Genomic DNA, 25,654 nt, shown 5'->3' on the forward strand with positions numbered 1-25,654 from the left:
CGATATTTTTAGTTTGGGCTTCTTTAGATTGTGGTGGGAATATCGTGCACCATTGTTTAGGAACATATGCATTTCGGCTTGTGTCATTTGTCTACCACAGAAATTTTCATTAAAACGAAGTTCTAAAAAATAAAAAAATGATTGCGGACACCGCAACCAAAAAAGTAATTTTCTTAAATCTATCTTAAATACATTGATAGACTCATTTTGATTTGATAACCTTAATTTTGGAATTTAATACAAAAGGAGGAATATAAACAAAATGTTCAAAAAAACACTCTTAATCCTAATTACCCTAGCTCTTGTCATATCAATATGGTCTCCATTTTCATCAGAAGCATCAGCAAAAACACACTCTATCAATTCACAAGAATTAGAAGCGTTAGTAACACCAACAGTTCTACAAAATGAACAAACTACCAAAGAATTAGACGAACTTGAAATGAAAATGGGGGAATACATAGAAAACCTTCCATTTACAGAAAAAGAATTCGAAAACATGTCAGAGACAGAACAAAATAAAGTGATCGATCAATATTTCAACAATGAAGAATTTTTAGCTATAGAAAACCGAATGAAACAACTTGACTCCAAAAGTAATCAGAGTGAAATCACAACACAAGCACTACCAATATTCTTCATACCTATCGCAATGACCGTAGGAAGAGTTGCTTTAATGGCTATCAGATCAAAAGGCGCAAGAACTGCACTTAAATATCTAAAAAATCGAATAAAAGGATTCGGTAAAAATTACAAAATTAAATGGGATGTAAGAAATGATAAAGGACAACTTAGAAGTTTAGTTGTCGTCCTACACAAAGGAAAGAAAAAAACAACAAGAGTATTTGCTGTAGACAATGGAAAAATCCCTTTAATACCAAAAACCTCAACTTGGTATTGGCATTTCCATGTAGCTCCAAAAGATAAAATACACCATGCGCTCAGAGCATCAGTACCAAAGAAATACAAAGCAAGTCCAGGAGAAACAATATTACACTAAAAAACCCCTAATTTTCAGGGGTTTTTTTCTCTTCAAGACTTGTAACTATATCAACTGGATGTATCAAGTTTTCATCATCATTATCCTCATCAATGTAAGGCATAATAAGTGAATCCAACTCTTCTTTATCATCAACTAAAGCAACGTAAGTTGTATAATCCTCTAAATCTGATGGAAACAATTCAGCTTGACCAACATTACTTTTCAATGCTTGGTCAATAGCACTCTTTAATTCTATTAAACCCTCACGATTACCAATAATATAAGAATCCATATGCCAACTTTTTTGAGCATATATATGACAAATCTTATCTCTATCTTTCATCATCTCATTACACCCTTCCTGAAAAATTTAATTGATTATGTGCCAACACGCCAACCAGCTATAACATCAAACGTCTCATTGGCTACTTTATCCTCATCTTCTTCAATCCTGCTCAGAGATTCTTCCTAGGCATCAATACGCTATTTCCAAAACTGTCACCAACATTTTTTTGCCCTTTTTTCCTTCTGCTCCGTTGTCGCAATTAATTTTTTAGTTTCTTGTTTCTCTTATGGCTTCTAATAGCTTTTTATCTCTTTTAATAAGACTGCTTTGTATGTATTCTTGCTGTTTTTTAACTTTCTGGAGGTTACAAATCCCATCTTACTCTCTACTATCATTATACCCCGAATGTCATCTCATTTATAGACTGTTTTCTACCCAGATCAGGCCGTATACTGTTATACGCAAGTCAAAAACGATAAGGGGCGTGGCTGTATGAATGACAATGAGCAGGTTTTAGACCCTGGTCCATTTTTTCATGGGACGAAAGCGGAATTGAAGATTGGAGATCTGCTTGAACCGCAGTATTTATCGAATTATCAGGATCAAAAATCAAACCATATCTATTTCACCGGAACATTAAACGCAGCCAAGTGGGGTGCTGAGTTAGCAAGATCTGATGCGAAAGAGAGAATTTATGTTGTAGAACCGTTAGGCGAGTTTGAAAATGATCCGAATTTGACTGACAAAAAATTTCCGGGTAACCCAACACGTTCTTATCGGTCGAAATCCCCTTTGAAAATCGTCGCAGAATTAGGTTCATGGGAAAGACATTCCGATGAAGAAATCGATCATATGCTGAGCTCTTTAAAGAAATTAAGTGAAGAAGGGAAAAATGTCATATACGATTGATGATTCTCAATCACACGAAGGCCGCCTCATCAACAGCTGGGCGGCCTTTTGTTTGATCTTATTGAAACAACGCATTCATCAGCTCATCGAATGTTTTTGATTGATTCAGAGCGTGAATGCGGTTTGGATTATCCAGTAAATCAACGGCTTGTTCAAAGAATTGATTCATGCAAGCTGCGTCATCTTTATGAATGGCTAATAAAAAGACAAGTGATACTTGGTTTCCCTGCCAGTCAATCGGCTGTTTTAAGTGTGCGATGGCTACGCAGGATGTGCCTTCATTTGTGATGAGCGGGTGCGGCATGGCAATCCCTTTTCCAAGGTAGGTAGACGACATTTGCTCCCGTTCAAGCACCGAGGACCGAAAAGATGACGATACTAGCTGATACGTTTCTAAATGGCTGCATAGTGTGTCTAATACCTCGTCCTTACTGGATAGGTCAGCGTTCAATAAGGTTAATCGTTCTTGAAAAAACGCCATCAGTTCTTGCGAGGGAGTCCCGTGTCCATTTAATAAATGAATGACCTCATTCACCCGCTGTACATCATGTTGTTCAAAAAAGGCGCTAACCTGTATCACTGGTTTTCCCTTTGATGCGAGCGGGACGGTTGTAATGATGACGTCACAGGGAAGGGTGGTGCTCATGAGATAATCCTGATAGGAATAAAGCTCGACGATGTCCAGTTCGTGCTGAAAGGCTGCCTTCAATTTAATTTCAAGCAGTCTTGCCGTCCCTAGTCCAGACCCGCACACGATAATGACTTTCTTTTTTTGCGAGGTATCGAGCTGACTTCTTTCAAATGAAGCAGCGATATGCAGGGCAACATATGCCGCCTCGTCTTCATTTGGCGTCCGCACCAGCTGTAAGGCATTCAGTCCGCTGACAGCTAAATCAAACGGGTATGGATAGGACGCTTTGATTTCATGCAACAGCGGATTTTGTAAGGATACGCCATATTGGATTCGATTTAATAATGGCTTCATATGAAGCATCAAGTCTTGCTGCAGGATGTTGTCATCTGCAAAGTGGTGACCGCTCATTTTCTCAATGTGCTGTAGAAAGACCGCAACCGCCTGCTGAACTTCCACTGTCGTCTGATGCTGGGCGGCTTCTTTCCACGTTTGATTTGCCAATAGATGCATGACTAAGTAATCTGTTTCATCCTCTGATAAGGTGACATGAAAGGTGTCACTCACCTGCTGTATGATCTTTTGGGCAATTCTCATCAAGACGGGTGATCGTTGTGTACGAGTGGTACTGGCGGGTATCCGCTGGTTTTTTCGTGTTTGCTGAATCGCAATTGCTAAGTGAATGACTAAGTTTTTTAAGGCAATGTCTTTAATGAGCAATGACTCTTGATGCAGGTTCGTCAGGACAATAGATCGAATGGTTTCAAGAGAAATATCGGGAAAATGGAGCTGCTCCCGCTCGGTGATATGAGAAAGTGCAGGCTCTTCTTCAAGGAGTAAGTCTGCATAGCATGTTCTTTTTTGCAATTCGTCTCCCTCAATTTTTAAGCCAAATCCAGGCTTTGACACAAGGGTCATACCGTAACGGGCTAACAGCTCTCGTCCTTTTTTCAAATCACTGCTGACCGTCATGCGGCTGATGAACAGTTCTTCAGCCAGCTGGTCAATTTTTAAGTAATCCTGTTGAAGCAATAGCTTCCTCATGATAAATCGTACACGCTCTTCTGGCATGACGGGGACGAGAGAGCGGGCAGGAAGCTTTTGTTGATGAAGCCAAAGCAGGAAGGCATCTTGGTCACTCGTTAATAGGGTGTATCCCTTTCCGCGGATCGTTTTAATCTTGGCTCCAGCTTCCTTTAATTGCTCATTTGCTTCTTTGATTAAATGACGGATGGAGCGGTCAGATAAGCGAAAAGAGGCAGTGAGCTCCTCCAGCTTCACGAACCCCTTCGTTTCAAATAGCTGCTGAATCAGCTGATAGGTTCGAGGATCTGCCGTCATCATCATTGCGCGGCTCCTTGCGCCTGTAAGGCATCAGTACCAAGAGCGATGGCGCCCATTAAACCAGATAATCCATCAAAGGATGGCTTTGTGATAATTTCATTTAAAGGCTTTGGCAGTTGTAAATACCCATGAAGCCGCTTTTCTGTTTCATCAAGAATGAGCGGCAGCATAGCGGGCTGTTTCATCACACCTCCACCGAGAATGATGCGCTCTGGCGAAAGGGTGAGTAATAAATTGGCGGTCATCTGTCCGAGATAGTAGGCATGAAGTGACCAGGCAGGATGATCCTCTGGCAGTATTTGTGCCAGTGTATGATAGCGCCCTTCTATGGCAGGTCCTGATGCCAGTCCCTCTAAACAGTCATGGTGTATAGGGCAGCAGCCACCGTAGGAATCATGAGGGTGCCGCTGCACTGTGATATGACCCATTTCTGGATGCAGCAACCCGTGAATGAGGCGGTGTTCAATATAGGCACCGCCGCCTATTCCGGTTCCAACAGTGATATAGACCAAAGAAGCAGGCTTTTCTGCTTCAACCGAAAAGCGGGCTTCCCCGAGTGCTGCACAGTTCACATCTGTATCAAGCTTCATCGGGAGTCCAAGGGCTTGTTTTAAAGTAGAAAGGAAAGGGAATTGACGCCAGGCTGTTTTGGGTGTCTCTAAAATCGTCCCATAGCTTGGGCTTTGTTCTTTTACATCGACAGGCCCGAATGCCCCAATGCCAATGGCATCGACAGGATGCTTTGTAAAGTAATCGATTACTTGCCGGCATGTTTCATCTGGATTACCTGTTGCAAAGGAAGTCGTGTGTTCAATCGTTCCATCTGTTGTTCCGTAGCCGCAGACAAATTTTGTTCCGCCTGCTTCAATGCCTCCAATTCGCATGATCAATGCCCTCCATTAAAGAGGGGCGGAATCCAAATGGACCCCGCCCCTACATGTTCATTTTTTCTTTACAATGTAGGTTTGTACCTGACAAGGTGTGAGCGGTTCAATGTGTAATGATCCATGTTGTGCTTTGAGTATATGTCCTTCAGGTGTTTCGCCTAAATTCGCTGTTTCTCCGTGCTGTAGAGATGAACTATTGATTGAAGCGGCTGTTTGACGCGTTAAAAATGGATTGAAGAGACGGATGACAATGCCTGTTCCATGCTCTTCTTTTTTCAGAGCGCTTAGAATGGCTCCGTCTGTCTCAATGTCAAGCAGGCTATAAGTAGATTGTAAGTCTTCTTTTTCATCTCGGAAAGAGAAAATTAAACGACCGTTTAAAAAGTCTGCCCGTTCGTAGCATTGAACTGGGGTTGTATACCGCTTGGCAAGCTGCGCTAAGTGCCCCTCGCTGACAGCATCCTTGCTATAGTGCATGCCAAATGAGAACGACAGTGCACCTTGTAGCTGAGCGTCAGGTGTCTCAACAATTTTTTCACCAGATGCGCGTCCAGGACGGTAAAGAAGATTTTCTTTCCCCATTTTTCCGAAACAGCGGAAAAGCGTATACGCAATCGTTGTGTAGCCTTCTCCTGTGATCTGGTATTCTCTCACGCAGTCCGTCAATAGAGCGACACCATATGCTTCATCACGAAGTGCAGTAAAGGATTGCATCGGTTCAATGGTGATCGGTTTTTCTTCCCAATGCTCATTGCTCCACCATTCAAGCTCTTGCGTGAGCTCTGTCGGGCGTTCGATGGTTCCAAACTGCTGATCGCTCAGTGATACCTTTGATGCGATGCCTGTATCAAAGAGGACACGCAGACGATGGTCTAACGCATGATTATCGACATCGACATGAAAACGGATGACAGGCTCATCTTTATTTAATGCTACCTTCGCTGTAATCGGGAGTGAAGTCGTGACTGATTGCTGAGAGCGCTCTTCTAAGTCATAAGGGACAGTAAGAGTAAGCTGGACGGTGAGCTCTTCTTGCAAGCCGCTTTTAGATACTGTGATGTCTGCCGAAGAAAGATCCTTGGATGACACATACAGATCCTCACGCGGCGGTGAATAGTTGTAGGAATCCCCATCGTCTCCGTTGTCTTCAAAGATCATTTGCTCAGAGAATGTCCGGCCTGTTTGTTTATCTGTGATGTCCAGCGATCCGTTGTCATTTGCCGCAATGCGGTAATACGTATTTTCAATCGCGTGTCCTTCTGTTTGTTCCCATGCAGATTCGCTTGATTCATCGAAAACCATGCTGACTTGTGTATAACCAACGGATGGTAAGCTGGTGGCTTCGATCAGTAAAACGGCTTTCCATACTTGTTTTGGCATGTACACATCTTTACTTGGGTTAAGAGAAATTTGCTGTGCCAGCACATAATCTGTGACATCAGTTTTGCTTTTTACTGTGTAGTGAAGCGTTTTTCCATTGGCATCTTTTAGTGTAAAAGGACGTTCTGTGATAAAGGTTTCAACTTCAATAACTTCAGAACGCTTTGAAGGCAGTGTATTAAATAAAGTAAACGTGATTTCTTGCTCTGTTTGCAGTCGAATGGCGATGAGGCGCATGTGTAAGTCCACAAGGTTCTCAGCAATTTCCTTTGCCTGCTTGTAGCGGAAGAAGACATCTTGATTCGTCGTATCACTATTACAGCCGCCAATGCTGTCATGTGCTGCATTTTCAAACATGAGGTACCAAATATCACGAACCGTATCATGCGGATAGTCGTGTCCGAGTGAATAGCTAATCGTGAGGATAGGCTCCATCACATTGACGAGATAGTTTTCAATTTGATTGTTTAAGATTTTTAAATCAGCTCGTGTTGAAAAAATAGATTTGTGAATCCGCATATGCTTCGCATGAATGAGCTCTCCTTTTAAAGTTTCAAAAGACGTCCGCTCTTTTTTCACTGCTGCAATGTAATCTTCTAAACTGCTGATTTGATAGTGGTGCTCGTCCAGTTCATTGGCTTTTTCTAATAAGTCAGGCAGGTTTTTGCGGATCGGTGCCTGGTCAAATCCATTTGGGAAATAGACATTCTTTGTGGTTGCCTTTGCTTGCAGCGCACCGATTTTTTCAGATAAAAAGGCTTGTAAGTCCTCATCTTTTTCGGGAATATTTCCACCGTAGTAGTAGCCAAATGGCAGGTTCACCGCAAAGACTTCACTGCCGTCAGCCCCTTGCCAATTGAATTCAGTGTGATTCGTCATATGGTCTGAAACGCCGCGCCAAAAAGCTGTATCCACAATGCCGAAGCCGCGGTAAATTTGAGGCATTTGTGCGGATTGACCAAAGGAATCAGGGACATAACCGACTTTCATCACATGACCGAACTGCTGACAGCGTTCAATTCCATATTGCAGGTTCCGTACAATGGATTCACCTGAAATGACGAGCTGGTCGGTTTGGGTATACCACGGGCCGATGATGAGACGTTTGGCTGTGACGAGCTTTTTGATTCGATTCTCATCCTCTGGACGCCATTTGAGGTAATCATCCAGTAAGGATGCTTGGGCATCGAGCATGAAGTAATGGAACCTTTCATCTGTTTCAAGAGTGTCTAAAATGTCCATTACGCTTTTCATTAAGTAGATACGGGAGCGGGAGGTGGTGAAATACCATTCCCGGTCCCAGTGAGTATGTGGAATCACATGTACATTAACAGTCATTGAGTAACGACACCTTTCTTTGTTCAAATTATCCTTCTAGCACAAGGTCAAAATCGTCTTCTTCTTTCTGCTTCTGATCATGTTCCGGCGTTTTTGGTTCTTTTTTCTCAGAGAAATTGACAAGCAGGTTGGCGCCAATACCGATGACGAGTGCGCCAGTGAGAGCTCCAATTAAATAAGCCCACCAGTTTCCGACTGAGAAGAAGCCGTATAGCCCGCCAATTGGCGGCATGATGTCATGGACACCTAATAATGCAGCAACCCCGCTTCCAGCAGCACATGCGACAACATTGAGCGGAATCAATTTCAATGGATTGACGAGGGTAAAAGGGATCGCCCCTTCCGTAATACCGATAATGCCCATGACAAGGCCGCCACGTCCTGCTTCTCTAAAGGTTGGAGAGAAATTGCGTTTTCGAATCAATGTCGCAAGCCCGTATCCAAGCGGCGGAATGACAATCGCAATATTGACGAGAATGGCAGGGAGGTAGACGCCTGATAGGAAGAGCGCGTTACCTGCCATCCAAGCAGATTTATTCACTGGTCCGCCAAGGTCAAAGCCAATCATCGCACCTAGAATGAGAGCGAGTGCGAGTGTGCTTGTCCCGTCAGCGACCATGCCTTTGATCCATTCAATTAATGCTGTGTTCAAAGCACCTAATGGCCCGCCCAGCAGAACGGACATGAGAAGTCCAGTTAAGCCAACGGTAATGAGCGGTAAGATGAGCAGAGGAACAAGTCCGGCTGCGGAGCCTTTAATTTGAATTTTTCGTTTCACAAAAAGAGCGACATATCCTGCGAAGAAGCCTGCAATAACGGCACCGATAAATCCAGCATTCGTTGAGCTGGCAAGGGCACCACCGATGAAACCGGCCGAAAGCCCTGATTTATCCGCAATCGAATAGGCGATAAATCCAGCGAGCAGGACGTTCATTAAGCCAATCCCTGTCCAACCAACCTGCTCCATTAAATAGGCGCCGTGCAGTATGCCACCAGCATCCTTATAGGCGTTTAAATCTGAAACACCAAATCCTAATCCGACTAGTTTTGCTAAACCAACGATAAGGGAGGCACCGATGATTACAGGAAGAATATAAGAAATACCGGTCATGAGATGGCCTTCAATGACTTTTAATTTTGCTTTCATTTTGCTTTGCTCCTTTCTATATGGCATTGCTCACGTTTATTGAGATTCAGATTTTTTCTTTTCAACAAGTGCTACAGCTTTTGTGATGATTTGCTCGGCATTTTTTAAGGCGCGTCCGATCTCGACACGTACTGTGGGAATGCCTGAAAAACGTTCCGCATCGTTGATATGCTGATTGGAGGCAATGATACAAAGGTCTGCCTGTCTTGCTTCCTCTGCGGTAATGCCATTTACCTGTCCCATAATTCCTTGCTGCTCGATTTTGATCTCGTGACCGAGCTGTTTACCCGCATTCTCTAACGCCTTTGCTGCCATTGGTGTATGAGCTAACCCTGCTGGACATGAAGTGACACCGACAATTTTCATTGTGTAATCCCCTCTTTCAATTGTTGTTCAATGACTTCGTAATAATAGTCAGCGGTTTGACCTGGTTGTATCTTTTCGATGAAAGCCGGCTCCATGAGGCTTGTCGCAATGCCTGACAGTAATTTCAGGTGTGTGATATTTGCTTCTTCTAATGGAACGAGCAGTGTAAATAAATAGCTTGTGGGCAAATCGTCAAAGCTGCCCCATTCAATCGGTTGTTCTAGCTCTAAAAAAAGAAGTGAAGCCGTTTGAACAGCGGAGCTTTTTGTATGAGGAATGGCGAAGCCTTGCTGAAGTCCTGTTGAGACTTCGTCTTCGCGAGTCAACAAATCTGATAATAACCCCGCCTGATCGTTTGTAATCTGAAGGTCTTCAGCTTTCTCGGCAATGTATTGTAAAATCTCATTCTTTGATCGTCCGTCTACTTGTGTGAAAACATGATCTTTTTGGAACAAGCTGATCCCTTCTCTCTTGTTTGTTAAGCGCTTACAAGTTGATTGTAATGTACTTTTCGACATGGTTAAATAGCATCATTTTCCGTTTGAAATGGCAAAAAGTTTATGAAGCTATTCGTCTTGCTGTCTGTATATCTCAAATCCTAGCTTAAAACGAGTTTAATTATGTAAAAAACAGATTCTACTAAATGCATTTCTGTGATATTCTTCCAAGGTATTACAAAAGATAAGGGGGTCTTTTCATGTTCAAAAAGCAGGTCAAATCATGTGTGATCGTACTCATGGCCATCATTCTCTGTATGGCGGCATTACCTGGATACGAGGCAGCAGCTGCCAGTAAAGGAACAAATGTCAATGAAGCCATTGGGTTAAAAAATGGTGAAGTCATCTCAGGGACATTACAGAATGAAATGGAAGAGTCATGGTACCAAATCACGCCATCAGCACAAGAGGTGGCAAAACATACACATATGAAAATTTCTGTGAAAAGTAAACAAGTATTATCCGTATCGGTCTATCCAAGTAAAGACAGAGCGATGAAGGATGACACTTATTCGAGATATCGTGTGGACACTGCAAGTGGAGAGACAGAGATCGACTTCCCTCATGCATGGTCAGGTCCTTACTTTGTCAAAGTGCTCTATTTAGGGTCGGAGGAAGACAGCCGTGATGAGGAAGAGGATGCGGCTTATACAATCGGGTATAAAGGAGCTAACCTTCCGCCCTCTGAACCCGTTTTCCCTGAAGACGATGAGCCTGTCATCATTATTATTGAGAAAAAGTACGGGCGAGAAATTCTCCAATCGATTCGTACAATCGAAGATAAACGTTTTAATGAAACACCAAATGGTCAGAAGCTGAGCCGTGTGCTCCAAAAAACAAAGCCATTTCTCAAATCGAAGCTCATCAAACAAAAAAATGAGCAGCAAAAGGTATACAATCATCTGCTGACATTAAAGTCACTGCTAAATGACGTAGAGAAAAATGGTGCATTTAGCGGTCATATTGTGACAGAGAAAGAACAACAGGCGATCCGTTCCCTTTTTAATATGCTCAAAGAAGCAAGTCCTGCCTATTTAAATAAGGAATTAGAAGCAGTGAGTCAAAACATTGGAATCGATCAGCTTGAAGGAAAATCGATCGGTTATGTATTAGAGAAACAAAAGCTTGTAAAAGAAGAGAAGGTTAAAACGAATAAGATCATTTTTAAATTAAAGGATGGCCAAACACTTCAATCTGCGAAAAAGAAGATGAAAAGCTATGGCATCCAAGAAAACCGTGTGACATCACAGTCAGTCAGTCCTTTATTTAAAGGAATGTATGTCTATGATGTGCCAGCAGGGCAAGAATCAGCTGGAAAGACACTAAAAGCAGGCAAAGCGGTCATCAAAAGCACGGCAAGAAAGCTTTCCAGCATGCCGAATGTTGAATTTGCAGAGCCTGTTCAAACCTATCGCGCGCTAAGCAGCGACGCGCAGTATGGTTACCAGTGGCCGCTGAAAAACAGTGCGCAAAACAGCGGGAAAAAAGGCGCTGACGTCAAATTTGAACAAATGAATACACTGATTGGCACAAGCAAAATGAAGCAAACATTAATTGCTGTTGTGGATACAGGTGTAGACAGCCGTTTGACTGATTTAAGCGGGACTGTTCGTACGGACTTAGGTGCGAATCTCATTGGACGAAACAAAGATGCGATTGATGATAATGGACACGGTACGCATGTGGCGGGCATCATTGCCGCAAAAGCCGATAATCATTACTCGATGGCAGGTCTTAACCAACATACGGGCATCATTCCAGTGAAGGTACTGGATGCCTATGGCTTTGGCGATACAGAGCATATTGCACTTGGAATCAAGCATGCAGTGGACAAAGGCGCAAAGGTCATCAACATGAGCCTTGGCGGCTACTACAGCAGAGTGATTGAATATGCAATGAACTACGCGGCTCAAAGAAATGTACTAGTGGTCGTGGCGAGTGGAAATGATGGCGTTCCAGAAATGGGCTATCCTGCGACATCAAAATACGCAATGGCCATTGGCGCAAGCAACCGTATGGATATTGCCGCTGAATTCTCAAGCTTTGGTAAAGGACTGAGCATGTCTGCACCAGGATCTGATATTCCAAGCTTAATGCCAGATGGGAATGTCTCATACCTGAGCGGGACATCAATGGCGACACCATATGTGGCCGCGGCAGCAGGATTACTTCTTTCTAAAAATCCAACCTTGAAGCCGAATCAAGTAAGGAATATCTTGCAAAGCACAGCCGATAGCATCTCCTTTACTTCTGTTGATGGAACAGATGACGTTTTCTATGATGAAAACGATGAGCCAATTGTCGATCCGAAAATTCCAGGGATCGATTGGATGACAGGACATGGCAGACTGAATGCATTTGCTGCTTTAAGTGCTGTCGAACTGAACGCATCTGTGAGCAAAGTGGAGGATCAGCATCAAAAGGTGACAGGTAAAGCAAAGGCTGGCGCTGCTATTTCTGTGTATAGAGGCAAAACACTGCTTGGAAAAGGCACAGCAGGCAAAAATGGAACCTTTAGCGTGAAGATCAAGCATCAGAACAAAAACAAAGTCCTTCACATTAAGATTTCAAAAGGAAAGGCCGCTACAACGCTCAAAACAGTCGTCAAAAAAGGCAAAGCACCAGCTAAGCCGAAAGTGGGCAAAGTAACGGTCAAAAGTAAAACCGTCAAAGGGACTGCGGGTGCAGGATTGACCATTAAAGTGAAAAACAAATCTAAGAAAGTCATCCAAACGGTGAAAACGAATAACAAGGGCGCATTTACTGCCCAAATAAAACCGCAAAAAGCCAAAACGGTCTTGTATGTGACTGCTTCAGATGTGAGAAAAAGAGAAAGCAAAGCGGTGAAGGTTGTTGTTGTGAAAAAGTAAGAGGAGAGCTTCCCTTTCTAAAAAAGGGAAGTTTCAGCGTGTAGACAAACCCTCGCATTCTTTGTCAGGACTGTGCTCCGGTGCTCACGAATGTCAAATTCGCTCCGCTCCTGTGCTCGCCCTTCCTAGACTTCAAAGGTTTTCTATCACGCTGAAAAGAAGACAAAGGGCTAAAATGAAGATCATTTTAGCCCTTTGTCAACAATCTGGAACTTCCCTTTCTAAAAAAGGGAAGTTTTTTTGCTTGTTACTGGAAAAATACCAATTAATGTCGATAGTAATATAGCAGGAAAAAAAAGGAGGATTTATCGATGAAAAAAATCATGTTTGCTTTCTTTCTATCATTGCTTCTCGTATTCCCAACCTTTGCACATGCAGAGGAAACAGGGGCAGTACCAGCTTCCGTTCAAGTAACAAGTGTCACCGCAGCCGATAGTGGATTAGTGAATTACGGCTATGGCAGTAAATATCGCGTGGGTTCTTATTATCCAGCTACGTTTAAAGGAACACTAAAAGATACAAGTGGAAATCTCATGCCTAATCAGCCGATTCAGCTTTATTTTGAAGCAGCAATTAAATCATATGCTCAAACAGCGACAGGCACAACAGACGTAAATGGACAATTTTCACTGACGTTTCAAGTTCCTGCAGGTGCAGGCTACCAAACATACAATAATGCAGGCTGGTCTACACATTACTACGATATCGTTCCAGTGACGTTCACTTCAAACGACATCAAGCTATCTTCAAATGTCACAAGTGTGTACCATTTGGCATATACATCCCGTTACTAATCTGCTGGAAGAAGCGACTTGGCGAAAGCCTTGTCGTTTTTTTTCATAGAAAAAAGGATGTCTTCATGTGACATCCTTTTCTTTTTGTTAGCAAACCTGCTGGGCGGCAACCGAAAGAGTCGATAAACAAACACTCATGAGCCGTGACTCCCAGATTCGATCGAGCGTTTACCTTTTAATTCTGAGCTTTGATGGATAAGAACTTTTACACTTGAACGTTGATCCTTGAACGTTCAGCTTTGAGCTTTTATCAAGGATCATCCAGAGATGATCAGATGAGGAGGGAATGACCTTTCCCTCGGAGGTGTTTAGTTCTATCGATTTTCGGCTCACTAACAAAATTGATTAATCGATCTGTATTTTCGTTAGTGTATTGCTCTCTGACAAGGAAAAATCAACTTCCATTTGAAAATCCTCAATCTCGGTCGAAAGCTTTTCAATCTTCACTCGAAGACGAAGCGGATCGATGATCGTCGCCTCATTTTCAGCGAGGAACGACTTGACGATCTCTTGGTTGGCAGCTGCTTGTGTTTTTCCGTCTTTCCCAAACAAGGTTTCTAAATGCTGGTCGAGCCTCTTCTTTACCTCTTCATTGGTCTGTTCTGCTTTATCTACTAGCTCTGTGTACACCTTTTTCAATTTCCGTAAATAACGAATATCGTATTCTATCGATGTCTTCCGTTCAATCGCTTCTGCCACCGTCATGCTGACACCCGCTACATCAATCGTTGTCGTCGCATTCGACACAACGATGGCTGATTTAATGGCATTCCGGCGTTTGATTAATGCTTGAATCGATTGGTCATCAGCCTTCGCCTTCTTTTCGATTTCTTCTTGATGTTGAAACCCGTGCTGTATATGTTTCCCGATCATCAATCCACCAAGTACGGCTTCATCAATGGTTCGGTTGATTCTCTTATCTAACATTTTCAGTTCACTTAATGCTCTTGTAATGGTCATTTCCATATTAGTGACAACTCCCTTGATTCATCCTGAAAATCATAGATTCCTATCATATACCAAAGTGCGCTTCTTTTACTAGCGATATCCTTTTTTGTCAAATTGTTTTTGATAGAAAAAAACCTGGCGTTATACACCAGGTTCTTCACGTTTTTTCTGAATCCAAGCTGTCACATAATAGGCAGCATAGCAGAGCGCGATGAAAGGAATGCCGCAGATAAGGGCAATCCGCTGATTTGGATCAAAGGCAATGCCAATCACAGAGGCAAGACACAGGAAGAAGGCAGCAATCGGAACCACTGGATAGAGCGGGGTTCGAAAGGAAAGATCATGGAGCTGTCCGCCTTCCTGTAAAAAACGTTTCCGAAACATAAATTGTGAGGCAGCAATCCCCATCCACACGATCACAACGGCCAGTCCAGAGATCGAAACAAGGACAAGGTATACCGTTTCTGGTGCGATGACACTTGAGAACAAAGAAAGAATCCCACCGATCATACTTAAAATCAGTGCGTTCAAAGGAATTCCTTTAGATGTCAGCTTCGCCAGTTTCTTAGGCAGTGTCCGTTCCTCAGAAAGTGACCAGAGCATACGGGATGACGCGTATAGTCCAGAGTTTGCGGCAGATAAGATCGCTGTCAAAATGACAAAATTCATGAAATCTGCGGCATATGGAATCCCGATGCGATCAAACACCACAACAAATGGACTTTTGATCACCCCGGCTTCTTCCACTGGGATCAAGCCGGCTAAGACCACGATCGTTCCAACGAAAAACAAGACAAGACGCAGTACGGTTGTGCGAATCGCTCTTGGAATGGTCTCGTCAGGATTGACGCTTTCACCCGCAGCAATCCCAATTAACTCCGTACCTGAAAAAGCGAAATTGACGGCAAGCATCGTCATTAAAATCGGTAAAAAGCCGTTTGGGAAAAGACCGCCTTCCCCGGTGAAGTTAGAAAGGAACGGAGCGGCCTCACCGCCTTTTAACGGAATCAAGCCAAACATCGCAGCTCCGCCAAGAATAATAAAGAGAATAATAGCCATTACTTTAATGCTGGAAAACCAAAACTCTGATTCTGCAAAAAATTTCACTGTAAACGCATTGAGTAAAAAGATAAGAAGAGCAAAGACACCGCTCCACATCCAAACCGATGTGTCCGGGAACCAGCGCTGCATTAAAAGCCCTGCCGCTGTAAATTCCGATCCGAGCGCGACTGTCCATGTCAGCCAGTAGAGCCAAGCGACTGTATAGCCTGTGCCGGGTCCAATATACTTTGTTGCATACGTATGAAAGGCCCCTGTAACCGGCATTGCCACAGACAGCTCACCTAAACAGAGCATCACGAGATACACAATTAATGCCCCGACAAGATAGGCAAGGATCGTCCCCGCGGGTCCTGCTTGATTGATGGTATACCCAGAGCTTAAAAAGAGCCCTGTTCCAATGACGCCGCCTAGAGAAAGCATGAACAGGTGGCGGCTCGTCATTTTTCGTTGATATTGTTGTGACTGATCTTTTGCTTGTTCCATGTCTTCCCGCCCTTTTGCTTAGAAGTATGTGTGATGATTCATGGTGCTATGCTGTGGTAAGTTTTAAGATGTCCGTGATATCTTCTGGGGTTGTCCTGCAGCAGCCGCCGATGATATGCGCGCCGTCTTGATACCATTGATGCGCACATTCACCAAATGTATGCTGAGGCGTATCTCCGCTCCATACCTTTTCTTCAGGATCATATAATTCCCCTGAGTTTGGATACACGACAATCGGTTTGCTCGTCCCCTTTTTCATCTCTTGAATGAGAGAAGAGATAAATTGCGGCGGCGTACAGTTTACACCCACAGCAGCGATCTGTTCATAAGGTTCCAGTGCTTGTACACATTCTCTGAGCAAATCTCCTTCACTAATATGAAGGTCGTCCTTCGCGCTGAATGTAATCCAAGCAGATACACCACTGAATTCATCTTGCAGCAGCTTTGCAATGGCCGTTGCTTCAATGAGACAAGGGATCGTTTCACACGCAAGAATATCTGCACCAGCTTCTACTAATGCCTGAATCCTTGGTCTATGAAAATCAATGAGTGCCTGCTCTGTGAGTCCGTAATTTCCTTTATATTCTGAACCATCAGACAAATAAGCGCCGAATGGCCCCACAGATCCTGCGACAAATGGTTTTGTCCGCCCTTTGCGACGCGCTTCATCCTGCCAAAAAAGATCGCGTGCCTCTTTTGCTAAATTGACAGATCGTTTCATTAGTTCAATGGCTTCTTCTTTTGAATAGCCTTTTTCAGCGAAGCCATCAATCGTTGTTTGGTAGCTCGCTGTTGTGGCACAGTCAGCTCCGGCTTGGAAGTAATCCAAGTGTACTTGCTGAATCAATTCTGGCTGTTCAATCAGTATTTTGGCTGACCATAAACTGTCGTTTAAATTGCAGCCCTTTCGTTCAAGCTCTGTTGCAAGTGCACCGTCTAAAATTAAAGGTGCGTGAGCCTGTAAACGGCTTTGAATAGGATTCATCGAATGGAACACCCTCCTTTTTAGTCGGAAATGATGGATATGATATGAGGCAGTAGTTTAAATGACTAAAGTGTTTTTGTCAAGGAGAGGAAAAAGCATGTGACCGCGGAAAAACCCTGAAAACATGCGGGTTTCCATGCATAAACATGCAGTCAAAATAATAGAAAACCAAGTCATTGACAGCCTCTAAAAAGAGATATATATTATGGAAAGGTTCATTTCAGAAAGCTTCGTCAAAAGGCGCTGTCTTTTGATTTTTTTTGTTCAACGACTGTCTTCTTTCGTGCAGAAAGAGGGTTTTTTATATGCTTAAAAAAGGAGGAAAGAAGAAATTGAAAAAATGTGTAAAAGATATCGCAATGATTCTAATTGGTTCTTTTTTATTTGCCGCCGCAGTGAACATGTTTGTCATTCCGCTTGAATTTGGTGAAGGCGGTGTAACGGGGCTGTCCATCATTTTCTATTATTTGTTTGAAATTGCACCATGGCTGACGAACCTAGTGTTTAATGCCATTCTGCTGCTTGTGGGGTATAAATATTTGGACAAGAAGACGACGATTTATACTGTGGTTGCCGTCGCAAGTAACTCCCTATTTTTACACTTGACCACAACATGGGTCGTGAATGTTCACGAATTGATCATTGGGGCCATTTTCGCAGGAATCATTATCGGAATTGGGATTGGTCTTGTGCTAAGAGCAGGCGGTACAACGGCGGGTTCTGCCATACTCGGAAGAATTGCCAACAAGTATTTAGACTGGAACGTGAGCTACGCCATCTTGTTCTTTGATCTGATCGTCGTATTTGCTTCCTACTTTATTATTGGTGCGGAAAAATTAATGTTCACGATTGTGATGCTGTACGTGGCGACAAAGGTGATGGACTTCGTGATAGAAGGGCTTAACACGAAAAAGGCAGTGACGATCATTTCTTCATGCAAAGATGATATTGCCGAAGAAATCAATCACACCTTGGATCGAGGCGTGACGATTTTAAACGGACGCGGTCATTATTCAAAGGAATCGAAGGAAATTCTCTATGCAGTCATTCAAAAACAAGAGCTTATGCGTCTAAAGAAAATCATTAAGAAAATTGATCGAGACGCATTCGTTGTTGTCCATGACGTGCGTGATGTGTTCGGAGAAGGATTTGTGAATATATAAAAACGAAAGGATCCCAAAAGGGTCTTTTTTTTTATATTTATACCTCTTGTCACATGATACTATGTAATGTATAGTATAAATGGTTAGGAGTTGTAATCATGAATGCACAATTAAAAAAAGGTTTACTGGAATTCTGTGTACTGGCGGTATTAAAGAAAGGCGATTCCTATGGTTATCAAATGATTAAAGATATGTCCCATTGTATTGAGATTTCAGAATCGACATTATATCCGATATTAAAGCGATTAGAGCAAAACAATTATGTGGAGACCTATTCCCAAGAACATAATAGTCGATTAAGAAAATACTACCGGATGACAAAAAGCGGCCGTGAGCATATGGCGCAGTTTTTAGCGGAATGGGATCAAGTGATGGCGATTTACGACTTTATTTCTGGAGGACAGGGCAATGAATAAAAAAGAATTTTTAGCCAGCTTAGAGAAGCACCTGCATCGTCTAGGCGAAAAAGAAAGTGACCGGTTCATCGAGTATTACGATGAAATGATCGAGGATTATCAAGAAGATGGATACAGTGAACAGGAAGCGGTCGATCAAGTCGGGCAGCCTGCTATCATCGCTGAAGGGATTTTGAAGGAACAAGGAATTAAAACCGTTCAGGTGCCGACGTTTGGAGAAAAAGCCACAAGGCTCTCCATCCTCATTTTAGGCTTTCCATTATGGGGCAGTATTCTAGCAACAGTCTTCCTACTGATTCTTTCTGTGTATATGGTGATTTGGTGCATTCCGCTCGTGACAGGTACAGTGACGCTAGTTGGTCTGCTCGGAGGTTTTTGGAGCATCATTGGTTCTCCATTTATCTTTCAGGACGGTTTGCATGTGGTGGTGACGCAAATTGGCGTTGGTATTCTTCTATTAGGTGTCGGATTATTATGCGGCATGGCCACGGTGTATTTGACAAAGCTATTTGTTCAAATGACTGTTCAAACCACTAAGGCATTCATGGGAATGTTTAAAAAGAAGGTCGTGAGAATATGAATGTGAATGATTTAAAAAAGCAATGCATCAAATGGGGGATCATCTTCACCGTTGCCGGAGGAATGATCATGGCAATTGGTTTTGGACTATCGGGCTTTGACCTAGATGCATATCACAACAATGACCAGAACAATGTGTTCCGCACTATCAATTGGAGCAAGCCATAAATGAAAAACCCGCTTATGCGGGTTCAGCGTGTAGACAAACCCTCGCATTCGGTGTCAGTCCTGCGTGCTGGTGCTCACGAATGTCAAATTCGCTCCGCGCCAGTACTCGTCCTTCCTAGACTTCAAAGGTTTTCTATCACGCTGAAAAGAAGACAAAGGGCTAAAATCAAGATCATTTTAGCCCTTTGTCGACAATCTGAAAAACCCGCTTATGCGGGTTTTTTTGCTCTGGCTACAAAGAAGAAATAACAGCAAAGTGCACCTAGTTCACAAAGCATAATGATCAGGCCCATTGGAAAGGCTGTTTGGCTTCCGGCTAGTCCGACAAGAGGTGTCATGCAGGCGCCTAGCAGCATTTGTGCCACACCGATCAGGGCAGCCGCACTTCCTGCATGTGCGCCGTGATGCTGCATCGCAAGAGACGGGGCAGAGGTGCCGACAATTCCAACGCTTGAGACCACAAAAAAGAGCGGAATGAGAATGCCGTATAATCCAGCATCAATGGAGATCATCAAAAATAAGGTGATGCCGCCTAAGGCAGCTGTCAGCAATCCAATGCGAAGAACCTTCTCTTCGCCGATTTTAGCAGCGACGCGGGCAAATACTTGTCCAGCTGTGATGATCCCAAGACTATTCACTGCAAAGGCAGCACTGAATCCTTGTGGAGAAAGGTGAAAAAGCTCCTGAAGCACAAACGGTGAGCCAGAAATATAAGCAAACATCGCTGCGAATACAAGACCTTGCGAGAGGGCATACCCAACAAAGAGACGATCACTCGCTAAAATTTTCATGGCACTTACAATCTGTTGAAAGCCTCCTGTCTGTCTGCGCTCCGCAGGTAAACTTTCTTGAAGTGAAAAAATAGATCTCAGCAGCATCAAGGCCCCGAGGATGCCTAATAGAACAAATACACCCTGCCATGTGGTGAAGCGTAACATCTGTCCGCCCACAATAGGTGCCGCTGCCGGAGCAACCCCGTTGACCAACATGAGCAGTGCAAAGAATTTCGTCATTTCTGAGCCTTCATAATGATCTCGCACAATGGCTCGTGCAATGACAATGCCTGCTGAACCAGCGAGTCCTTGAATCAATCTTAAGAGGATGAACATCCAAATCGACGAGACCACTGTACATAAAAGAGATGCGGCGATAAAAATGATTAAGCCGATCATCAGCGGTTTTCTTCTGCCGATCGTATCACTAATAGGACCTGCAATCAGTTGTCCAAGCGCGAGTCCAATCAGACAAGCCATCAGACTTAATTGGGACAAAGCAGTGCTTGCTTCAAAATCTCGCGCAATATGAGGCAATGCAGGTAAATACATATCCATTGCAAGCGGTGCAAGGGCGGTTAAAGAACCAAGCAATGCAGCAAGGAGAAATCGGTTTTTTTTCGATTCTTGGGGATAAGATAAAGAACTCATATGACATTACACTCCTCGTATACTTCCTCAAAACAGCATAATGAATCGAGCGTCCCTTTTCAATGGAAATTTTCAAAGAGGATTCCGTGCAAAATAATTGATCTTTCGAAGGAGACTCTTTACATTGAATGAGTAGAGAAAAGAACAAGGTCATCGACATGCAGTATTTGCATGATACGTATATCTGGCAATTAAACAACAGGAGGTGCTGACATGGAGCAGCAAGAGCTGATCATTCGTCAAGCAGTCAAAGAAGATCATGAGGCCATTAGACACGTACTAATCAAATCCTATTCACAGTATGAGCCTCAATTTACAGAGGAAGGCTGGCAAAATTATTCTGCTGCGCTTGCAGCAGCTGTAGATAATCCAAACATGGAGCTGATGCTTGTGGCGGAGCTTGAAGGTCAGGTCGTAGGGACGCTTCAAATGTTCCGATCATCAGAGCAAGCGTATGACAAACCCGAAATGGGCATTACATCAGCCATCGTCCGGTTTTTAGGAGTAGATCCCGATGTCAGAGGAAAAGGAATTGCAGAGTCATTGTTACGTAAAAGTATTGAGCTCACGCAATCATGGGGCGAAAATGTTCTGTACCTTCATACCTCTGATAAAATGCAGGCTGCCATTCGTCTTTATGAAAGAATGGGCTTTGAGCGTGCACTAGATAAAGAATTTGTGAATCAAAACGGGACGCATGTTAAAAGCTATCAATATGTCATCCAGAAAGAACAACCAGCTGGTTCATCACATCACGCATAATAAAAGGAAGAGCACGTCCTCGATGGACAGCTCTTCTTTTTTTATTTACGCCCACAGTATAAGCGCCCAATATGATATCCCCCACGAGATTAAACCGAACATAACAAAGAATTTTAACATGTGCTCATAAGGAGATAGCCTTCGTTCTCTCTTCGTTTTCACCAGCCGCCTATATAGGGCAAAGCCGCAAAAAATGAGGATGATTTGTCCAAGCTGTGTAAGGTTTTCAAGAATCGTGATTCCGTTCATTTATTTCACCTCATCAATAGGTCTTCCATATGTGAATGCAGCAACCCTTTATTTTTTCAAAAAAAATCGGTGTATACTGGAAAGAGAGAATCTAGATGCAAGAGGGAGTTGTGACATGGTGTTTTCGCTACATGCGGATCGGTGGGATGAAGTAATCGAGAGAAAAATCAAATACGATCAGAAGATTGTGGAACATACTTGTCAGCTGTTAGACGCACAGGGACAGCAGGCTGTGCTGTTTCACAAGATTGAAGACACGTTTACGATGAGGGCAGGTGATCGTGCTCTGACGATTCCAAAAGGGAGCTATACGACCGCTTATTATTGGAAGGATCGTCCTTACAATATGTATTTCTGGAGAGATGATCAAGGGAAGGAACTGGGTTCTTATTTTAATATTGTGGGGAATACATCGTTCAACGGCCAGCTGGTCATGTTTGAAGACCTCATTGTTGATCTTCTCGTTCTTCCGAATGGTGATTTTTTTGTATTGGATGAAGATGAGTTGCCAGAGAGTTTAGTGGATTTTGAACAAGGTTCAGTGCACCGAGCATTAGAGAGTGTGATGGCTTCGTTAGAAAACATACTTGATCAAGTGAGGGCAGATGTTGATGGGAAATATCATCACAGCTTGTTTGCACCGCTGTTAAAATAGAAAAAAACGATTCCTTTCAGCGAGGAATCGTTTTTTCTGTTATACCTTGATACGGTTTAATCGTTTTTGTAAACTGGTTTTCGTTTTAGAAGCTTTTAGCTGTTTGACAGCGGTTTGCGCTACTGCTTTTGTTTTCTTCGTTCGTTTGGTTTCCGCTTTTTTGACCTTTTGTTTGGCGTCTGTCACTTTCTTTTGATAGGCGACCTGTTTTTTGACTTTGTCGAGCCGATTTTGCAGGCTTGTTTTTTCTTTGCCTTTGTTTAACTTTTTGATGGCCGCTTGTGCGCTTTTAATGGCGCCTTGTGTTTTGCTTTTTTCGGCTGTTTGAACCTTTGCACGTGCCAAGCGGATATCAATGGTTCCTTGTACCTTTTTCACCCGTTCAGTGAGTGCTGTTTTTTGCTTACTTGCAGTGAGTCGGCCAATTCTCGTTTTGGCTTGATTGACATCTGCCTGCTTTTTAGAAGTTTCGGCTGTTTTGACAGCGCTAGTCGCAGCCTTCAAAAAGCTTGATTGTGGTATATATTGCACGCGGCCATAGCCGAATTGTGGATCTTTTCCTTTTGCGCCAAGATCCACTGTATAGCTGCGCAATAAGGTGCGAAGCTGAACATTTGTTTTCTTCGGATGAAGCTGCTTCAACAGTGCCAGCATGCCTGTGACATGCGGTGCGGCTTGTGATGTACCTGTTGCATACCAATATTCATTTTTTAAATAAGTGCTGATGACGTTCTGACCAGGGGCAGAAAATTCAATACCTTTCCCTGTATTTGAGATAGAAGCGAGTTTGTCTTTGTCCGTCGTTGCAGAAACGGCAATGACGCTATTGTAGGCGGCAGGATAGCTGATATGATTCTTCTTCCCATCATTCCCGCTTGCAGCGACCACAAGCAGTCCTCTTTTGTATGCTTCATCCACTGCTGAACGCAAAATAGGGATATTGTCTTCAAAACCTAGACTTAAATTCATAATATCCATCTTGTTGCTAATGGCCCAATCAATTCCTCGAAGCAGACTGTACAAGTCGCCTTCTCCCTTTTTATCTAACACTTTCACAGCATACAGCTTCGCGCCAGAAGCGACGCCGACTGTGCCGTAATCGTTATTGAGGGCACCAATCGTTCCTGCGACATGTGTGCCGTGTCCTTCATCATCTTTATAGGAGGAAGTGTAGTTCACGAATGATTTACCGCCGGATATCTTTAAATCCTCATGTGGAGAAATACCAGTATCCAAAACGGCTACCTTCACATTTTTCCCCGTGACGCCTTCTTTTATCGCTTGCTTTACATTCAGTTTTTGCAAGTTGTAAGATTTTTGAACCAATGCATCCTGATTCGTAGAGGCAGCGGTTTTTTTCATCGTAGAAGAAGCGAGTTTGACCTTTATGTTTTTTGAGACATACGCGATGTTAGGGTCTTTTTTGAGTGACGTGACCGCTTGTTCATCTGCTGTCACAGCGACAGCGGGAAGATGTATGTACTGTGCGTTCACTTTTTCACTTTCTTCAATCGCTGTTTGCTTTCCTTTTTGGTTTTTATAGACGATGATGACATCTGTTTCTTTTGGCGGTGCAGCTGCCTGCGAATGGTAAGGCAAGGCAGTTGTCAACGCAAGAAGAAACGCGATGACTACGAATATTTTCTTTTTCAAGGCGATAGCCCCTTGCATACGATGACCTCCGTCTTTTTTTCTCTATTATATCGGAGAAATGAGAAGGATGGTTAGAAGAATCATATTGTTTGTCAGAAAGTTTTTTTTACAAGTAACCTGAAATTGAAATTCATACAAATCTAGTAGACAATAGAGAGAACATAATAAGAGAAAGTAGGATATGCTGATGAACGTAAAAGAGTATATGACGTATGATGCGATTGGCTTGGCGGCACTTGTACGGAATAAGCAGGTAACGCCAGACGAGCTTGTACAAGCTGCATTTGCTAGATTGAATGAGGTCAATCCTGAACTAAATGCGTTGATTCAGACAAGACAAGATCAATTATTAAAAGAAATCAAGACATTACATATGAATCAGCCGTTTGCGGGCGTTCCATTTGTACTGAAAAATATATCGCAAGGGCTGGAAAATGAACCGCTGACAGCAGGAGCTGCATTATTAAAGGATGTAAAGGCAAAAACGGACTCCCACTTTGTCCAGCGATTGAAGCAGGCTGGATTTCTCATGATGGGACATACAAACACACCAGAATTCGGATTAAGAAATGTAACAGAACCTGCTTTACATGGTCCAACGAGGAACCCTTGGCATCCTGACTATTCTCCTGGCGGTTCAAGCGGCGGGACGGCAGCAGCTGTTGCGAGCGGCATCGTACCTGCTGGTGGAGCAAGTGATGGTGGAGGGTCCATTCGGATTCCAGCATCCTTTACAGGTTTGTTCGGTCTCAAACCAACAAGAGGAAGAACGCCGGTAGGACCAGGCGCAGGAAGGCAGTGGCAAGGGGCATCCATTGACTTTACACTTACAAAAACAGTGCGGGACAGTGCAGCCCTTCTTGATCTACTTCAAGTCATTCAGCCTGAAGCGGCTTTCCAAACGCCATTATACGACGGCAGCTATCAAGAAGATCTAGAGAAACGTACATCTTCTATGCGAATTGCTTACAGTGTAGAATCTCCAGTTGGTACGAAGGTCAGTGAGGAAGCGAAGCAGGCGGTGCAGCAAACAGTGAAATGGCTGAGTGATCAAGGGCACCAAGTAGAAGAAGCAGGGCCTGCAATCGATGGAATTCATCTGATGCAGCAATACTACGTCATGAACAGCGGAGAAATGTCTGCACTATTCACGTCCTTGAATCGTTCATTAGGACGTCCAGTCAATCCGGAGGAAACAGACATCGTGGCATGGGTGTTGGCAGAGGCTGGCAAGAATGTAACCGCTGCTGCTTACACAGAAAGTCTTGATGCATGGGATATGGCGGCTGCACAAATGGCGTCATTTCATCAAACCTATGATCTCTTTGTGACACCAGCGACTGCCTATTCAGCTCCTAAGGTTGGTGAGTTGATGCATTCGAAAGAAGAAATCACAGAACTTTTACGTGTGTCATCTCTCTCAATGCAAGCGCAGCAGGATCTCATTTATGACATGTTCTTAAAGAGTCTGACCTACACACCATTTACACAGCTTGCCAACTTAACGGGTCAGCCTTCTATGAGCGTTCCTGTTCATCTCACTAAGGCGGGCATGCCTTTAGGGGTACAGGTCACAGCACCTAAGGGGAAAGAGGATTGGCTGCTTCGGCTTGCAGCAGAGATGGAGACATCCTCGATTTGGAAAGGAACAAATCAACTCATACGTTGAAACGACA

24 protein-coding genes are annotated in these 25,654 nt (G+C 43.4%); 11 read left to right on the forward strand and 13 right to left on the reverse strand.

The window, feature by feature from the left end; all coding sequences use genetic code 11:
* Nucleotides 1-262 precede the first annotated feature (262 nt).
* The gene (locus MHB83_RS06345; protein ID WP_342496730.1) at nt 263-1,000 is read left to right on the forward strand and encodes a hypothetical protein; all 738 of its coding nucleotides are present in this window, start codon (nt 263-265) and stop codon (nt 998-1,000) included.
* A gap of 7 nt (nt 1,001-1,007) precedes the next feature.
* On the opposite strand, the gene MHB83_RS06350 is transcribed toward MHB83_RS06345, so the two are convergent.
* The gene (locus MHB83_RS06350) at nt 1,008-1,328 is read right to left on the reverse strand and encodes a hypothetical protein (RefSeq protein WP_223251399.1); all 321 of its coding nucleotides are present in this window, start codon (nt 1,326-1,328) and stop codon (nt 1,008-1,010) included.
* Between the two features lie 432 nt (nt 1,329-1,760).
* Between MHB83_RS06350 and arr the strand changes: the two genes are divergently transcribed.
* A complete protein-coding gene (gene arr, locus MHB83_RS06355) occupies nt 1,761-2,177 on the forward strand; it encodes an NAD(+)--rifampin ADP-ribosyltransferase (protein ID WP_050943360.1) in 417 nt (138 codons plus the stop codon).
* Nucleotides 2,178-2,235: 58 nt separating this feature from the next.
* On the opposite strand, the gene MHB83_RS06360 is transcribed toward arr, so the two are convergent.
* From MHB83_RS06360 to MHB83_RS06385, 6 genes are read right to left on the reverse strand one after another with little or no spacing between them, the layout of a single operon-like run.
* A complete protein-coding gene (locus tag MHB83_RS06360; protein WP_342496731.1) occupies nt 2,236-4,155 on the reverse strand; it encodes a BglG family transcription antiterminator in 1,920 nt (639 codons plus the stop codon).
* Complete coding sequence (locus MHB83_RS06365) at nt 4,152-5,036, reverse strand: ROK family protein (RefSeq protein WP_284905826.1); 885 nt, start codon at nt 5,034-5,036, stop codon at nt 4,152-4,154. Before MHB83_RS06365 ends, MHB83_RS06360 begins: the two co-directional genes overlap by 4 nt.
* A gap of 57 nt (nt 5,037-5,093) precedes the next feature.
* Entirely contained in the window at nt 5,094-7,757 is a 2,664-nt protein-coding gene (gene mngB, locus MHB83_RS06370; RefSeq protein ID WP_342496732.1) for a mannosylglycerate hydrolase, read from the reverse strand.
* A 28-nt stretch (nt 7,758-7,785) separates the two neighbouring features.
* Nucleotides 7,786-8,904, reverse strand: a complete 1,119-nt coding sequence (locus MHB83_RS06375) for a PTS fructose transporter subunit IIC (RefSeq protein ID WP_003217114.1) — start codon at nt 8,902-8,904, stop codon at nt 7,786-7,788.
* Between the two features lie 36 nt (nt 8,905-8,940).
* On the reverse strand, nt 8,941-9,270 hold the full coding sequence (locus MHB83_RS06380; protein WP_099726180.1) for a fructose PTS transporter subunit IIB: 330 nt from the start codon (nt 9,268-9,270) through the stop codon (nt 8,941-8,943).
* Nucleotides 9,267-9,788: a PTS sugar transporter subunit IIA gene (locus MHB83_RS06385; RefSeq protein ID WP_223251400.1), complete on the reverse strand. Its 522-nt coding sequence runs from the start codon at nt 9,786-9,788 to the stop codon at nt 9,267-9,269. The genes MHB83_RS06380 and MHB83_RS06385 overlap by 4 nt, the downstream gene beginning before the upstream one ends.
* 179 nt (nt 9,789-9,967) lie before the next feature.
* Between MHB83_RS06385 and MHB83_RS06390 the strand changes: the two genes are divergently transcribed.
* Both MHB83_RS06390 and MHB83_RS06395 read left to right on the forward strand, forming a co-directional pair.
* Nucleotides 9,968-12,637: a S8 family serine peptidase gene (locus MHB83_RS06390; RefSeq protein ID WP_342496733.1), complete on the forward strand. Its 2,670-nt coding sequence runs from the start codon at nt 9,968-9,970 to the stop codon at nt 12,635-12,637.
* A 311-nt stretch (nt 12,638-12,948) separates the two neighbouring features.
* Complete coding sequence (locus tag MHB83_RS06395; protein ID WP_003217020.1) at nt 12,949-13,431, forward strand: hypothetical protein; 483 nt, start codon at nt 12,949-12,951, stop codon at nt 13,429-13,431.
* A gap of 345 nt (nt 13,432-13,776) precedes the next feature.
* Here MHB83_RS06395 and MHB83_RS06400 read toward each other — a convergent pair whose 3' ends face one another.
* The 3 genes from MHB83_RS06400 to mmuM all read right to left on the reverse strand — a co-directional run bounded on the left by MHB83_RS06400 (nt 13,777) and on the right by mmuM (nt 16,909).
* On the reverse strand, nt 13,777-14,397 hold the full coding sequence (locus tag MHB83_RS06400; protein ID WP_342496734.1) for a hypothetical protein: 621 nt from the start codon (nt 14,395-14,397) through the stop codon (nt 13,777-13,779).
* Nucleotides 14,398-14,520: 123 nt separating this feature from the next.
* Nucleotides 14,521-15,924, reverse strand: a complete 1,404-nt coding sequence (gene mmuP / locus MHB83_RS06405; protein WP_050943350.1) for an S-methylmethionine permease — start codon at nt 15,922-15,924, stop codon at nt 14,521-14,523.
* Between the two features lie 46 nt (nt 15,925-15,970).
* Nucleotides 15,971-16,909 (reverse strand): homocysteine S-methyltransferase, encoded by a 939-nt coding sequence (gene mmuM / locus MHB83_RS06410; RefSeq protein ID WP_310427398.1) that lies wholly within the window; start codon nt 16,907-16,909, stop codon nt 15,971-15,973.
* Between the two features lie 332 nt (nt 16,910-17,241).
* On the opposite strand from mmuM, the gene MHB83_RS06415 reads away from it, so the two are divergent.
* From MHB83_RS06415 to MHB83_RS06430, 4 genes are all read left to right on the forward strand, one after another.
* Nucleotides 17,242-18,072: a YitT family protein gene (locus MHB83_RS06415; RefSeq protein WP_034320763.1), complete on the forward strand. Its 831-nt coding sequence runs from the start codon at nt 17,242-17,244 to the stop codon at nt 18,070-18,072.
* 98 nt (nt 18,073-18,170) lie between these two features.
* The gene (locus MHB83_RS06420; protein ID WP_003217253.1) at nt 18,171-18,488 is read left to right on the forward strand and encodes a PadR family transcriptional regulator; all 318 of its coding nucleotides are present in this window, start codon (nt 18,171-18,173) and stop codon (nt 18,486-18,488) included.
* The gene (locus MHB83_RS06425) at nt 18,481-19,068 is read left to right on the forward strand and encodes a DUF1700 domain-containing protein (RefSeq protein WP_050943346.1); all 588 of its coding nucleotides are present in this window, start codon (nt 18,481-18,483) and stop codon (nt 19,066-19,068) included. Before MHB83_RS06420 ends, MHB83_RS06425 begins: the two co-directional genes overlap by 8 nt.
* Nucleotides 19,065-19,235, forward strand: coding sequence for a hypothetical protein (locus MHB83_RS06430; protein WP_170966021.1), 171 nt, complete (start codon nt 19,065-19,067; stop codon nt 19,233-19,235). Before MHB83_RS06425 ends, MHB83_RS06430 begins: the two co-directional genes overlap by 4 nt.
* Before the next feature lie 209 nt (nt 19,236-19,444).
* Here MHB83_RS06430 and MHB83_RS06435 read toward each other — a convergent pair whose 3' ends face one another.
* Nucleotides 19,445-20,659 (reverse strand): multidrug effflux MFS transporter, encoded by a 1,215-nt coding sequence (locus tag MHB83_RS06435; RefSeq protein ID WP_253621894.1) that lies wholly within the window; start codon nt 20,657-20,659, stop codon nt 19,445-19,447.
* Between the two features lie 213 nt (nt 20,660-20,872).
* On the opposite strand from MHB83_RS06435, the gene MHB83_RS06440 reads away from it, so the two are divergent.
* Nucleotides 20,873-21,421, forward strand: a complete 549-nt coding sequence (locus MHB83_RS06440) for a GNAT family N-acetyltransferase (protein ID WP_050943341.1) — start codon at nt 20,873-20,875, stop codon at nt 21,419-21,421.
* Nucleotides 21,422-21,466: 45 nt separating this feature from the next.
* On the opposite strand, the gene MHB83_RS06445 is transcribed toward MHB83_RS06440, so the two are convergent.
* Nucleotides 21,467-21,670, reverse strand: a complete 204-nt coding sequence (locus MHB83_RS06445; protein ID WP_342496735.1) for a hypothetical protein — start codon at nt 21,668-21,670, stop codon at nt 21,467-21,469.
* 115 nt (nt 21,671-21,785) lie between these two features.
* Here MHB83_RS06445 and MHB83_RS06450 point away from each other — a divergent pair, with 115 nt between their 5' ends.
* Entirely contained in the window at nt 21,786-22,325 is a 540-nt protein-coding gene (locus tag MHB83_RS06450; RefSeq protein WP_342496736.1) for a DUF402 domain-containing protein, read from the forward strand.
* Nucleotides 22,326-22,364: 39 nt separating this feature from the next.
* Here MHB83_RS06450 and MHB83_RS06455 read toward each other — a convergent pair whose 3' ends face one another.
* Nucleotides 22,365-23,978, reverse strand: coding sequence for a S8 family peptidase (locus tag MHB83_RS06455; RefSeq protein ID WP_240792667.1), 1,614 nt, complete (start codon nt 23,976-23,978; stop codon nt 22,365-22,367).
* A gap of 187 nt (nt 23,979-24,165) precedes the next feature.
* Between MHB83_RS06455 and MHB83_RS06460 the strand changes: the two genes are divergently transcribed.
* Nucleotides 24,166-25,647 (forward strand): amidase, encoded by a 1,482-nt coding sequence (locus MHB83_RS06460; RefSeq protein ID WP_310026218.1) that lies wholly within the window; start codon nt 24,166-24,168, stop codon nt 25,645-25,647.
* Nucleotides 25,648-25,654: the final 7 nt, after the last annotated feature.

It is taken from the genome of Bacillus sp. FSL K6-3149, from assembly GCF_038630515.1.
GTDB classification, from domain to species: domain Bacteria; phylum Bacillota; class Bacilli; order Bacillales; family Bacillaceae; genus Bacillus; species Bacillus pumilus.

Coding starts and splice junctions, on each gene's coding strand:
- MHB83_RS06345 (WP_342496730.1), top strand. CDS start 263: ATGTTCAAAAAAACACTCTTAATCCTAATTACCCTAGCTCTTGTCATA.
- MHB83_RS06350 (WP_223251399.1), bottom strand. CDS start 1,328: ATGATGAAAGATAGAGATAAGATTTGTCATATATATGCTCAAAAAAGT.
- arr (WP_050943360.1), top strand. CDS start 1,761: ATGAATGACAATGAGCAGGTTTTAGACCCTGGTCCATTTTTTCATGGG.
- MHB83_RS06360 (WP_342496731.1), bottom strand. CDS start 4,155: ATGATGATGACGGCAGATCCTCGAACCTATCAGCTGATTCAGCAGCTA.
- MHB83_RS06365 (WP_284905826.1), bottom strand. CDS start 5,036: ATGCGAATTGGAGGCATTGAAGCAGGCGGAACAAAATTTGTCTGCGGC.
- mngB (WP_342496732.1), bottom strand. CDS start 7,757: ATGACTGTTAATGTACATGTGATTCCACATACTCACTGGGACCGGGAA.
- MHB83_RS06375 (WP_003217114.1), bottom strand. CDS start 8,904: ATGAAAGCAAAATTAAAAGTCATTGAAGGCCATCTCATGACCGGTATT.
- MHB83_RS06380 (WP_099726180.1), bottom strand. CDS start 9,270: ATGAAAATTGTCGGTGTCACTTCATGTCCAGCAGGGTTAGCTCATACA.
- MHB83_RS06385 (WP_223251400.1), bottom strand. CDS start 9,788: ATGTCGAAAAGTACATTACAATCAACTTGTAAGCGCTTAACAAACAAG.
- MHB83_RS06390 (WP_342496733.1), top strand. CDS start 9,968: ATGTTCAAAAAGCAGGTCAAATCATGTGTGATCGTACTCATGGCCATC.
- MHB83_RS06395 (WP_003217020.1), top strand. CDS start 12,949: ATGAAAAAAATCATGTTTGCTTTCTTTCTATCATTGCTTCTCGTATTC.
- MHB83_RS06400 (WP_342496734.1), bottom strand. CDS start 14,397: ATGGAAATGACCATTACAAGAGCATTAAGTGAACTGAAAATGTTAGAT.
- mmuP (WP_050943350.1), bottom strand. CDS start 15,924: ATGGAACAAGCAAAAGATCAGTCACAACAATATCAACGAAAAATGACG.
- mmuM (WP_310427398.1), bottom strand. CDS start 16,909: ATGAATCCTATTCAAAGCCGTTTACAGGCTCACGCACCTTTAATTTTA.
- MHB83_RS06420 (WP_003217253.1), top strand. CDS start 18,171: ATGAATGCACAATTAAAAAAAGGTTTACTGGAATTCTGTGTACTGGCG.
- MHB83_RS06425 (WP_050943346.1), top strand. CDS start 18,481: ATGAATAAAAAAGAATTTTTAGCCAGCTTAGAGAAGCACCTGCATCGT.
- MHB83_RS06430 (WP_170966021.1), top strand. CDS start 19,065: ATGAATGTGAATGATTTAAAAAAGCAATGCATCAAATGGGGGATCATC.
- MHB83_RS06435 (WP_253621894.1), bottom strand. CDS start 20,659: ATGAGTTCTTTATCTTATCCCCAAGAATCGAAAAAAAACCGATTTCTC.
- MHB83_RS06440 (WP_050943341.1), top strand. CDS start 20,873: ATGGAGCAGCAAGAGCTGATCATTCGTCAAGCAGTCAAAGAAGATCAT.
- MHB83_RS06445 (WP_342496735.1), bottom strand. CDS start 21,670: ATGAACGGAATCACGATTCTTGAAAACCTTACACAGCTTGGACAAATC.
- MHB83_RS06450 (WP_342496736.1), top strand. CDS start 21,786: ATGGTGTTTTCGCTACATGCGGATCGGTGGGATGAAGTAATCGAGAGA.
- MHB83_RS06460 (WP_310026218.1), top strand. CDS start 24,166: ATGAACGTAAAAGAGTATATGACGTATGATGCGATTGGCTTGGCGGCA.